The sequence below is a fragment of the Ruminococcus sp. CAG:379 genome, from assembly GCF_000434255.1.
In the GTDB taxonomy this organism is placed as follows: domain Bacteria; phylum Bacillota; class Clostridia; order Oscillospirales; family Ruminococcaceae; genus Ruminococcus_F; species Ruminococcus_F champanellensis.
Map to the genome: position 1 here is coordinate 1 of NZ_FR894885.1, position 12,641 is coordinate 12,641.

The 12,641-nt window shown below is 46.8% G+C and carries 12 protein-coding genes; all 12 read left to right on the forward strand.

The genetic code is table 11. The features are described from left to right. A partial coding sequence (locus QVO51_RS05290) for a PrgI family protein (RefSeq protein WP_288167887.1) occupies window positions 1–432 on the forward strand: 432 nt, incomplete at its 5' end. A gap of 11 nt (window positions 433–443) precedes the next feature. After that, complete coding sequence (locus QVO51_RS05295; protein WP_288167890.1) at window positions 444–2,915, forward strand: VirB4-like conjugal transfer ATPase, CD1110 family; 2,472 nt, start codon at window positions 444–446, stop codon at window positions 2,913–2,915. Window positions 2,916–2,947: 32 nt separating this feature from the next. Beyond that, window positions 2,948–4,330 carry a hypothetical protein gene (locus tag QVO51_RS05300; protein ID WP_288167888.1) on the forward strand — a complete coding sequence of 461 codons (1,383 nt, stop codon included), beginning with the start codon at window positions 2,948–2,950 and terminating at the stop codon, window positions 4,328–4,330. A 4-nt stretch (window positions 4,331–4,334) separates the two neighbouring features. Continuing rightward, window positions 4,335–4,628, forward strand: coding sequence for an OadG family protein (locus tag QVO51_RS05305; protein WP_022357525.1), 294 nt, complete (start codon window positions 4,335–4,337; stop codon window positions 4,626–4,628). Then, a complete protein-coding gene (locus QVO51_RS05310; RefSeq protein WP_022357526.1) occupies window positions 4,625–6,790 on the forward strand; it encodes a hypothetical protein in 2,166 nt (721 codons plus the stop codon). The genes QVO51_RS05305 and QVO51_RS05310 overlap by 4 nt, the downstream gene beginning before the upstream one ends. After that, complete coding sequence (locus QVO51_RS05315) at window positions 6,783–7,256, forward strand: hypothetical protein (RefSeq protein ID WP_022357527.1); 474 nt, start codon at window positions 6,783–6,785, stop codon at window positions 7,254–7,256. The genes QVO51_RS05310 and QVO51_RS05315 overlap by 8 nt, the downstream gene beginning before the upstream one ends. Window positions 7,257–7,453: 197 nt before the next feature. Next, window positions 7,454–7,846: a hypothetical protein gene (locus tag QVO51_RS05320; RefSeq protein ID WP_022357528.1), complete on the forward strand. Its 393-nt coding sequence runs from the start codon at window positions 7,454–7,456 to the stop codon at window positions 7,844–7,846. Further along, window positions 7,840–8,178 (forward strand): single-stranded DNA-binding protein, encoded by a 339-nt coding sequence (locus QVO51_RS05325; RefSeq protein ID WP_022357529.1) that lies wholly within the window; start codon window positions 7,840–7,842, stop codon window positions 8,176–8,178. The genes QVO51_RS05320 and QVO51_RS05325 overlap by 7 nt, the downstream gene beginning before the upstream one ends. Window positions 8,179–8,215: 37 nt before the next feature. Beyond that, window positions 8,216–10,267, forward strand: a complete 2,052-nt coding sequence (locus tag QVO51_RS05330) for a DNA topoisomerase 3 (protein ID WP_022357530.1) — start codon at window positions 8,216–8,218, stop codon at window positions 10,265–10,267. Window positions 10,268–10,271: 4 nt separating this feature from the next. Then, window positions 10,272–10,505, forward strand: a complete 234-nt coding sequence (locus QVO51_RS05335) for a helix-turn-helix transcriptional regulator (RefSeq protein ID WP_281528414.1) — start codon at window positions 10,272–10,274, stop codon at window positions 10,503–10,505. A 21-nt stretch (window positions 10,506–10,526) separates the two neighbouring features. Continuing rightward, window positions 10,527–11,264 carry a helix-turn-helix domain-containing protein gene (locus QVO51_RS05340; protein ID WP_022357531.1) on the forward strand — a complete coding sequence of 246 codons (738 nt, stop codon included), beginning with the start codon at window positions 10,527–10,529 and terminating at the stop codon, window positions 11,262–11,264. A 134-nt stretch (window positions 11,265–11,398) separates the two neighbouring features. Then, the coding region (locus tag QVO51_RS05345) for a hypothetical protein (RefSeq protein ID WP_288167889.1) at window positions 11,399–12,641 on the forward strand (1,243 nt) is incomplete at its 3' end.

Sequence of the window (12,641 nt, forward strand, 5' to 3'; positions counted from 1 at the left end):
GTTGACACAAGTAGCAACTTTTTTCGAGAGGTAATTCTTATGATTGAAGTAAAGATTCCATCAGAAATTCGGGCTTATAAGTCGAAGCTGATTGCCGGGCTTTCTGTCCGGCAAGTGATTTCGCTAAGCCTTGCGATCCTGGTCGGTGTTCCGCTTAGTGTATTTGGCAGAAGATTTATATCAGCCGATATCTTAATGTGGCTGGTTATTTTCTTATCAGCTCCGATCCTTGCATGGGGGTTTCTCACATTTCAGGATATGAACTTTGAGGATTATATGAAAGCGTTTCTGAGCATGACATTTCTGCCACAAAAAAGAACCTATGAGAATACGGAATACAATCTGTTCGTTACCCTCCGGAATGAATGCCTGGAGGAAAAAATCATTGAGCAGCGTATCACCGCTGGTGAATATGAAGAAAGGAGTGACTAAAATTGGACTTCATGGACTTTTTCAAGCCCAAAGATAAGAACACGCCACTATCCGCACGTGACCGAGATAAAATGCGTGAATCCGAACAGAGCAAAAGCAAGCCCAAAAAGGAGAAAGCCAAACGAAAAATCAAACGAACCGTAATTGACACCATGCCCTATGACTGCTTTGTCAGCAACCATGTGATTCTGTTGCGTTCCGGCGTCCGGGTTGGCAGAGAAACACTGAATTTGTACTCAAAAACGTACTTGGTACCGGACATCAACTACTCCACACTGACCAGGGATCAGCAGAAGGAAATTATCCAAGTCTACATAGACCTGCTGAACGGCTTTGATAGCACCACATCCCTGCAAGTCACCCTTTTAAACAGCCAAATCAATAAGGAGCAGTTCAGTGAAAAGCTGCTGCTGAAGGACATGGGCGATGGGCTGGATCCAGAACGACAAGAGTTCAACCAAATTCTTCGGGACAAAATCATGAACGGTCAAAACGGATTGCAGTGCAGAAAGTATTTCACAATCACAACGGCTGCTGCTAATCTGGATGCAGCCAACATAATTTTTTTCAACCTGGAAGCACATCTAATCAGCTGTCTGGCACAGATTGGAACAGAGCCAATACCACTGAATGCAAATGACCGTGTACGGCTTATGGCTGATATTCTTTACGACGTTGACCAGAAAATCGACCCGATTTCACGGCTGGAATTTGCAAGAAAAGCAGAAAAACAGCTTTGCTGCCCCAACTACTTTGAATTCAAGCGTGACTATTTTATGTACAACGACAAATACGCACGCTGCCTGTATTTCCGCAAGCTACCTCAGTCCATTCAGGATACGCTATTTAAGGAGCTGATCGGTACGAATCAATCGCTGATTATCTCCGAAAACATTGAGTTTGTAGAACCATCCGAAGCAATTCGCATGGTGCGCAGAAAGCAGACGGACATGAAACAGGAAGCAATTGCAAAAACAAATTCTGTTTCCGTTCGCAGAGCATTTGTTGATCCCATCGAAGGAACGCAGCTCGCCATGGATATGGAGCAAGCTGCTGAATTTCTTGAAGACTTGCAAACGAGGAATCAGAAAATGACACTGTGCCAATGCATCATTATGATAACCGCAGATTCATTTGAAGAGCTGCAAAAAAATACAGAAGCAATTCAAATCATTCTGCGCAAATATCAGATTGAATCCCTGAACGCTCCATACCGCCAGGAAATTGCTTTTGACTCGGTGTTCCCTGTGGGAAACAGTTTTTCCTGTGATTCGGAAAACAACTTGCAGGTGCGCCGTACTTTGTCATCAGAAAGTACAGCGGTTTTTATGCCCTTTGATACCCGTGAGCTGCTTCATAAGGGCGGCTTATACTACGGGCAGAACCGGCTCTCTCACAGCGTAATCATGTTTGACCGAAAGCAGCTTGACAACCCCAACGGATTTATCTTCGGCGTGCCTGGAAGCGGTAAATCATTTCTAGCAAAGCTAGAAATGTACTTCTCCATTCTTGCCACTACGGACGAAATCCTGATTCTTGATCCGGAACGGGAGTATACCGCCCTGGCGGAGCTTCTAGGCGGCGAAGTCATTTACATCTCCGAAAATTCCCACACCCATATTAATCCCATGGACTTGACGGAAAATCCGAATACGGATGATACGGATTATAATCCCATTAAGGCAAAGCTGGACTTTATGCTTTCATTCTTCTCTTGTATTCTTGGCAACCAGGAGATCAGCCCTATTCAGAAAACCATCATTGATAATGTTATGCACGAAACCTATAAGAAGCACAGCAAGCCCACTCTAAAAGAATACTATGCAGAAATGGAGCTTTATGAGCATCAGGCTGCGGATGAGGTAAAATCCGTCGTTGCTTACCTCCGTCAGACATTGCATCTGTATGTACATGGCAGCATGAACGTGTTCGCCAATGAATCCAATGTAAACGTTCACAAGCGCATTGTGGTTTACGATATCAAAGAACTCGGGAAGAACATGCAAACTCTTAGCATGATGATCGTACTGGAAAACATCTGGGACAGAGTTGCCAAAAACCGTGCAAGGGGCATCGGTACTCGCATTTACATCGATGAGATGTATCTTCTTTTCAAATCGGAGCAGTCTGCAAACTTCTTCTATGAACTCTACAAGCGTGCAAGAAAATGGGGCGGCATCCCCACTGGTATCACACAAAATGTAGATGATCTGCTTCGCTCGGAGCTTGCACGAACCATGCTATCAAACACACAATTCGTTGCCATGCTGGCTCAAAACCCCACAGACCGGGATCAGCTTTCTAAGCTGCTGCAAATATCGCCTGAAACCATGATGTATGTTACAAACCCACCCCGTGGCAACGGGCTGATCTACGCCGGATCGTATGGCACAATCCCATTTGACGCCAGAATCCCATCCGATACAAAGCTCTATAAGATCATTTCCACAAAGTTTGGCGAAAATAACGAAGCAAGCAAGTAGGGGTGATGACCATGCCAAGGGGTAAGGGAAGGATGAAATCTGCCGGAAAAAGCGTGCTGCATGACACAACGGCTAAAATCAATCCGCTTGACAAGAAGATTGATCAAAACGATACCGCCGATCACGGCGTAGAAAGCATGCGTCTTGCCTATCGTGCCGGGAAGCAAGGCACACGCACGATCAAAACCGTTGACAGAACCGTTAAAACCACTGCCAAAACAATTAAGGTTGCAAAAAAAGCACCCCGTACCATCATTCATGCAGTTCGAAAAACAGCAAGAATGGCTGTGGCAGCAACAAGGTTCACCGCAAATGTCCTGGTACATATGGCGGCAGCTTTGATCAATCCTGTCACATGGATTGTTCTCTTTTTCAGTGTAGTCATTTATGTGATACTCAGCATTGTGGTGATTCTGATGGGTGGTGCAAGCACCCAGTCGGCAACCCAGGCTATCTCATACACCCAGCAGGTTGGCATCGATGATGCAGACCTGGAGGATGCACGCAATTTTTATCGGATAGCCTGCGAACGCAACAAGGATAACTTTGTAGCGCTTATAAACAGCTTGTACTACGATTCTTCCGATCTGCGCCACAGTGATCTTGTATACATGATACGTAGTGTGGCTGGAAACACAACACAGTATACAAAAGGGTATCCTACAGACGGGTGGAAACAAACACTGATATCGGCTTGGACGATCTCCGTACCGGAAACCGAAGCAATTGCCATTGCATATGTGTACCTGGAAATGCAGGAGAACGATGCAAACGGCACGGAGCAGCAAATTTATGAAATCGAATACACGCAGGAAATATTTAATAAGATTGTTGACACCTCCATCCGGTGGTCAGATACGAAATATCCGGATCAGCCCTGTGCAAATAAGAATTGTACCATACATTATGACGAACGCCCAAATCCGGAATATCAAACAGCACGCAGTAACTATCTGGACTGTGTCCACCGCCGTGATGATTTTGTAGACAACGTTGTGCCGAATGCCAACAACTACAGTAATATGCTGGAATACTATCGTACAGCGCCGCCACAAGCGCAAAGCGCTATGCAAAAAGCATTGGAGAATGCAAGAGCAGAGTTGATTCAGGCATTCCGAAGCTGGGAAGATGAATACGGCTATACCGGTTGGGCAATTGACGAAGATCTTGGTCAGGATGGTCAGGCATGGCTGGATTATTTGGTAGATGAAGCTCGTGATAAATTTTATAACACGCCTGAAACCATTAAGACACCATACCGTGCCTGTGATCGTCTGCACGCCCTTCATTCAATTGGATTTTTCACTTATGACAAGAATATAGTGATGACGGCTCTGGGCTTCACAGATGCTGATAAGCAGTGGGAAGAATTGATCGAAATGGGCATGGAACTGGATTTGAATAGAGGAGCGTAATCGTATGAAAGGTGGACATCAAAAAAGAGTAGAAAAAGTCCGACGCTTTGTTTCACGCAACAAGGTCTTTTCCGTTTTAATCGTGATTCTCGTTGGATTTCTTCTTTTCCGCACAGTATCCAATAGTGCTGAGAAAAAAAAGCCAAATAACCAAGCGGCACAGACGGCATCGGCCGAAAGCGAAAAATTGGAGTGGCGATTTTACCCCATAGATCTGGTCGTTCTGGGGATTGGCGGCGGCTTCTGTACAATCATGATTATCCGGGAACGGCGAAAAGCAAAGGAGGGCTTGCATTGAATTATTTTTGCAGAACAACCATAGAAGCAGCAAAGGATAAAATCCGCACTTTCTTCATGATGGTAGAAGCGGATCCGAAAAGCAATACTCCACCTTCTTTGAAAAAAGAGGTGCTACTGGAGCAGCATGAATACAAGGAGTTTCTGCTGCTGTATCATCCAAAAGCCACAATCATGGTGGATTATATTCTGTACCAGACAGAAGAAACCGTCCATGCTGCCACACAGCCAGAGATATTTGAGGATCTGATTCAATCAGGAAAAGCAACCATCCTGTCGAGCGGTGAATTACAAATTGAACCCACCGACAAAAAGGATAAGGGCGGTGTTGTGCGCAGAAAAAAGAAATCTTCTCCCCTGCTGGTTCTAGGCATTGTATCCGGCGTTGCTATCATTGCATTGATCAGCTTCCAGGGCGGAAAAATGCTGGGACTGTCTCACAAAGGAAATGCGGACACAGAGTCCAATCCTGGAATCATTGCGGAGGATGGCATGATCATTCCGGTGCAGAACGTAATCGCTGATGATGCGGAGCAGATAACCGTATCCATTGACCGTTCCTACGCAGCTGTCCCTACAGAAGATCTTCAGCTGAAGGGAACGGTTGGAGAGGATGGAAGCGCACAAATCACATTGCCGGAATTTGATAAAACGGACTTTTTCACGCACGTATCCGGCTACACCTGGGGCTTTACGACAGACCCGGACGGAACGGAAATTGAATATTACGGCGGAAAAACTTATGCTTTCCAGGCAGACACACGGCTCTATCGTGTGCTTGAGAAATACGCTGGCGGAAGCGGCACCAAAGAGGATCCGTATCTGATTGACTATTTTGACCAGCTGGAGCTGATGGGAGTAGAAAAGGCGAGAGGATATTTCAAGCAGATTGCTGATATCTCTTTTCCGGAATGGGCATCACACAAGCCCATCAACACTGTAAACGAACTGAAAGCGGATCCCAATACAGAATACTTTGAATATGACGGCGGCGGTTTTGTGATTGATAACCTGGATGCTCCCCTGTTTGACAAGGTTTCCGGCGCAGTCATCAAAAACGTGAACATACGTAATGCGGCAATCCAGTCAGAAGTGTATAGGGATTATGGTTTCATTGTCTGTAACGCCTACAATTACCACTACAGAGCCGAAAACGGAACGATTTACGAAACTGGAGAAACGTTAATCCGGCACTGCTCCGTGTCCCATAGTTCCATTACAGCTGAACTTTCAGACCAGGAAGAAGCGGCAGTCACTACAACCGAGATTGTCTATGCGCCGGAAGTCGTTCCACCGGATCTGGTAGACGAGAATGGTAACCCGGTCGAGGTGACCACAACAGATGCTCCGGAGAAAACGAAAAGAGCTGAATATGCTATTGGCGCAATCACTGGCAACGGTGGTCAGATTGAAGATTGCTATGTAAGCGACTTTGAAATTTCCGCCTATCTTGAAGACTATATTCTTTACGCTGGCGGCATTTCCGGGAAACCAGCAAATGTCGTCAATTCCGGCGTATACAATTATTCTGCAAACGGTAACATCTTCAATGCCGGTGGCATTGTAGGCAGTGCAGAAGGAGCACGAGCATACGATGCGAAAGGACAGGAGCTGCCAGAATTCTACGGTGGCAGCATACAGGGCTGCGTTGCACGCAGTGTAACCCTAAACAGCGAAATAGCAGCCGGGGGCATTGCCGGGATCGGTTGTACCAATGTGGAACATGCGCTGATCTCAAATTGTTACGCAACTGAATTGCACATCAGTTGCGGTGAATATGAAGATGAAGCACGTACACAGGTTATCAAGCAAGGATTCATCGGCGGCATCATTGCCCTGGACGGCACAGGGAAATACGGACACACGATCTCAAACACCGTTTCTCTTTCTGATTTTTCTGTAATCGGAAAGAAGGAGAAATCCACCTACGATGATACCGTCCGGCTTGCCCCTCCATACGCATTCTATCAGGAAAACATTCAGACCGTCATTAACAGAAACACCGTCAATCCTGCAAGCCCCAAAGAGATTTTTACCGGTTGCTTTATTTTTGGCGAACCAGATGAATTCGGGGATGAAACCGGAAATCTCGCATTCCCGGCTACCATTCAGGATTTGCTCCCCATCACGGTGATTCAGAAGGAGGAAAATCAGAATGGATGAGTACATGAATCAAGCTGCGGTTTCTGCGCCGCAGCACAGCACCGAAAGTCAGGCGGAAGAAGATGACAAGCAGCCAAAGCGGTACACGCTGAAATCAGCTCGCACCGCACTTCGACGTCTGGAAGCCGATCTGAACAAGAAAACGGAACAAATTGCTGCGCTAAAGCAAGAAATTGTGAAGCTGAAACCGCAAATCCGTACAATGTCCGCACTGGTTGAACAGCTACAAAAGGAAGAGACGGAAAAGAAGGTACAGGATGCGTTTCGTATGAAATCCAAGCATATGACCAGTAGCCAGGTGCTAACTGCGCTGGATCTGGTGCAGCAGCTGAATGGTGATCTGGAAAACATGGATATTGCTGAATTGGCAAGTCTCATTCGTGAAAAAGCATCTGACAAGAAGAAAGATCAAGAAGCAGAAAAGGTTGACACAAATAGCAACTTTTCTTTTCAGACAGGTGAATAAACCATGTGGCTGCGCCTATTGTACGATTGGCTCCTCAAAAAAAGGCAGCTTCCGAGAAACTGCCGGGACTGTGAACTGGGCATATGCAGACGCCCAGCTTCGCAGGGCTGGAAATGCTATCATGGCTGCATGCTCTTGCAGTCATCCACTCCACTAAGGCAAACTTACTACACGTTGAATAAACCGGAGGAAACAAAATGAGCAACAAACTTAGTCAAGAAACAATTAGAGAAAAATTAAAGAAACATCAAAATGATGTTTTTGCATTGTTAGCAACATTCCTGACAATGTGTTTTCTTGGTTTAGCACACTTGGCGAACTGGGCTAAATACAAAGATCAAGAAAGCGTCGTAACTGCGGGTAAAATCATAGAGAAAGAGAGGAAAGATGGAACAATATTTAGACCGCCCACATACTACCTTGCGATTGAATGGAATTATGAGAAAAATGGGGAAACCACTACCGAAAAAAAATACATTGAGGTTGAACGTGATATTTATCTCGTTTATGAAGTAGGGGACTACTTTGATAGCCAGAATTTCAGCGTTCCTAATATAGAAAATGAAACCACGGAGGTATCATCATGTTGAACAAGGTTATTATTATGGGAAGAATTACTGCCGATCCGGAACTGAAGAAAACTGCTTCCGACAAGGAACTTACAAGTTTCTCTGTTGCAGTTGACCAGCCACCGAGGAACGGCGAAAAGAAAGCGGACTTTTTCCGCTGCACGGCATGGGGCAACACAGCAGGGTTTATCAGCAAGTACTTCAAGAAAGGCGCAATGATTCTGCTGGAAGGCTCTATGCACAACGATGATTACACAGATGACAAGGGTGTGAAGCACGATGGAATGACAATGACCGTCACCAGTGCATCCTTCACCGGAGAACGGAAAGAGGATGCTTCAAGTGAGGTATGATTTCATTTAAAGTGTCTTACAAAGAAAGGGGTAAGAGATGAAACTTGTCATAGCTGAAAAGCCCTCTGTGGCAAAAGCAATAGCATCGGTAATCGGTGCTGCCACGCAAAAAGGCGGCTACATAGAGGGCAATGGTTACTATGTGTCCTGGTGCTACGGGCACCTGGTCAGACTGTTTATGCCGGATGATTACTGTGAAGCCTGGGCAGCAAAGCAATGGACGTTTCAGATGCTGCCCATGCTTCCGGATGTATGGAGATTCAAAGTAGCCAGCAACTGTAAGGAGCAGTTTGATACGCTGAAACGGCTGATGCATGACAGCAGCGTATCAGAGATCATCTGTGCAACGGATGCGGATCGGGAGGGAGAATGCATCTTCAGATACGTTTACTATCTTGCCGGATGCAAGAAACTCTTCAAACGACTGTGGGTATCATCCCTGGAGGAATCTGCAATCCGGGATGGATTTGCAAAGATGCAAACCGGCAGCGCATACGATTCACTGTATCAAGCCGGTTTCTGCCGAAGCAAAGCTGACTGGTTGGTAGGCATGAATGGCAGCAGATTGTTCTCTATCCGATATCACAGCCGGCTGAATCTTGGCAGGGTGCAGACCCCTACCCTGGCAATGATCGTGCAGCGTGACTACGATGTGGCACACTTCATAAAGCAGAAATACTTTACTGTGGTGCTTGACTGCGGCACATTTACCGCTGAATCGGAACGCATAGATGACAAATGCAAGGCAGCGGCGCTGGTACAGGTATGCAATGGTCAGACCGCCGTCCTATCTGTGCTGAAAAAGGAGATCAAGACAGATAATCCCCCGAAGCTCTATGATCTGACCACCCTGCAGCGTGATGCAAACAAGCATTTTGGATACACGGCAAAACAAACCCTGGATGCGCTGCAAGCACTTTATGAAGCGAAGCTGGCAACTTATCCACGCACAGACTCCCAATATCTCACGGATGATATGGAGCAGACAGCAGCAGATATGGTAGGCAGAGTATTTGCGAAATATCCGCAATTCGGACAGCAGCAAACAATCCATGTACAGCAATGCATCAACAACCGGAAGGTAACCGGACATCATGCGATTCTGCCGACAGTGAAAATCACGGATGCAAACCTTTCACTGTTGCCGACAACCCAGCAAAATGTGCTGTGTCTAATTGCTGCCAGGCTGGTTCTTGCAACCGCCGAACCGCATCGCTATGAAGCAGTACATGCGACGATTCGGTGTGCAGAAACAGACTTTACAGCAACCGGTAAGACAGTCAAGGAAGCTGGCTGGAGAGTTCTAGAAGCCAATACAAACGCTGCAATCCGGTCAAAAGCATCCGATGAGGAACAGGATGCGGCGAAGCCGAAAGCCCTTCCGGATCTTGCGCAGGGGCAGACATTTTCCAATACGACTGCTTCTGTTGCGGAACATTGGACAAGTCCGCCACGCCCGTATACCGAAGCTACCTTGCTTTCAGCAATGGAACGTGCCGGAAATGACGAATACGATGATAATACCGAGAAAAAAGGCTTGGGAACTCCTGCAACCAGAGCTGGCATCATTGAGGGGCTGGTGAAAGCGGAGTATATACAGCGCAAGGGCAAGCAAATCACAGCAACAGAAAAGGGTGTGAATCTGATAGCCGTTGTGCCGGATGAAGTCAAAAGCCCGAAATTAACCGCCGAATGGGAAATGCAGCTACAGCAAATCGAGCATGGACAAGCTGATGCAGCTGCCTTTATGGGTAAGATCACAGCGTATGTCCGGGATCTCTGCGCTAAGTACGCTGAAAAGGACAGCACCGTATCCTTTCACCGGCAATCAGAGAGCATCGGCAAGTGTCCACATTGTGGCGGCGAGATCAAAAAGGGGCAGTATGGGTACTATTGTACGAAAAAATGCGGCATGTTTCTAGCAAAGGTGTACGGAAAAGTCCTGACGGACAATCAGCTGATACGGCTGCTATCCGGCAAGGAAACATCCTACACGGTAAATGGCAGAAAAACAATCGTCCTGCCGGAAGCAATTGAGCATACCTACAACGGTAAAACATGCTGGCAATGGAAAACAAGGAAGGGATGAGCATATGAACGCAAAAAAAGGTGTTCCACTGTCCATTACAAGACGTGAGAAACAACACGGAAGATTATACGAACTGCGCATGCAGCAAAATCTATCGCAAAATGAGCTAGCCGACCGGGCTGGAATCTCTCGGAACACAATCATGAAAATCGAGAATGGTGATTCGATACCCAATATCTCAACATACCAAAAGATATGCGCTGCACTGCATATAGAATTGAGTGACCTGTTTAAATAAAAGGAGAGGAGGGCTGTATCAGTGAGCCTGTTCAAATTGAGCAATGACGTATTTTCCTTAAAATTGAACGCACTAGAAATCAGCGTCTATGCCTATCTATGCAGCCTTCCGGCATCGGCGACCACCACAGCCGGAGCTGTGGTGATCAGTGTGAAGCAAGCGACAATCGGTCAGCGATGTGGAATCAAATCCCCCACTACAATATCCAGAGCCATTGATCATCTATGCGAAAAAGGGCTTGTAGAAACACTGGAACGAACCAAAAAAGCTGCTCCCAGAAGGGGTACATATGTTTATGCCGTCACGCAGCAATCGCTCCATGACGGCTATTTCTTTGTAGAACGGCGTGTATTTGGGCAGCTCGTCCCACGCCAGATGATGATATATCTCTTTCTCTGCAAGGCGTACAGTCCAACGCTGAGGCGTTGCTGGAACAGCTACCAAGACATTTCACGGCAGACCGGCATGAAGCGTGAAACTGTGATCCAGACCGTCAATGAGTTGGTCAATGGGCATTTCATCACACGCTGTCGCAGAAAAGCCAAGGATAACCGCAGGGTGTTTGTAGACAACCTATATCAGGTCGTGAGGTATGTAAAGGGAAAGATCACAAAAAAAATAGTGCGGCTGTACCGCAAATACAACCGCACCAACGTCTCGCTGTTAAGCAAAACTCACGTTCAAGTTTATTATAACAGAAGTGAGGGGCTTTGTCAAGTGGGAAATCGACAAAAAGTTGAGGTAAGGGGTAGTCCGTAAAATGCGGCTCTATACCAAGTACCCAAGATTATCTCTTTACTGAAAAAGAAAAAACCGGGCTATACTCAGCGTATAATCTATGAAATAACCGGAGCTTAACTGCAATTTCATTGCTCTATTATTTCCGGATGCGTATGGCAATTCGCCATGGTAATCAGGCATTGCCGCTTTTCTTTTCAGCAAGGATTGAAGGAGGAATCAATCGAATGTCAGAAAACGTCACACAAGTTGGATGCTTTAGTCGTGCCGGTGCAGAACAACTGCACGAAATGGCTGAAAGCAGCGAAAAGTTCACAGCGTATCTGAAATTTCATGGGCGTATGTTCAAGCATGCTCCGTCCGTTACGTTGGAATTTTTCGTGCAAAAACCAGAATGCCGCTTTGTTGCAAGCCAAGTCCAGTGGGAGAAAGCTGGTAATTCCGTTGTTCCGGGCAGCGAAGGCATCCGCTTCCGGGATTCACACGGCAAAGTCTTTGATCTATACGACTTTTCCCAATGTACGGATCAAAAGCATGAGCCGTATCAATGGCGCATGACCGCTTCCGGAGAAGCAATGGTTCGTGAGAAGTTGGAACTTCCTGCGAAGTATAGTTTCTTATCTGGACTTGTCCGCAAAACCGTTTCTTCGGAAATCATAACAGGAGCAATGCAGCGGCTGCAAGTGCCGCCACAGAATGCACTGGCTTTTCGGGATGCATTTCACTGCGCAGTTGCCGCTATCATTGCCGGTCGTCTGGAGGTAGGCGGTAATTCATTCCCGGTTCAGGCGGATGCAGCTGCAATCAGATACATGACCGATACGCAGCGGCTTGGTTTCATCACGCTGGCAGCTGTTTCAGCCAAACAAGTGCTGAATCAGGTGGAGCAAATAATGAATGACCGCAAAGCCGCTATGCAAGCAGAAAGGATGGTTCAGAAAAATGAGATACGAGGAGTTTCAGATGCTTACCCCAGAGGAAATGGAGCAAATTCCGGACATGGAGCTGCCGGAAGTACCCAAGGAGCTGTTGCACAACTTTCTAACCCAGTCCAGGGCGATCCGAAAAGAGGGCGTTCTGGGCTGGGAGGTGAAGCAGCAGCGAAACGGAACAAGCCGGACATGCTTTCTGCCGCTGCTGAAAAGCAGACAAATCGGCAGCGTAACCTTCTGGTATCAGGTGAACCCCACAATCGGGACATACGAGATGCGGACAGAGCCGGAAGAACTGACGATGGAAACGGAGCCTATCGGCAGCTACGGTTTGGCATGGATGCACTGGATGGAGGAGAATTATCCGGAGAAAGTGGAGGAAATGCGATTTTATCACCGGTTTCTGACAGTGGCTCGGTCAGTGGACAAGAGAGCCTGGGAGTACAGAAACCGGCTGGACAGTCAG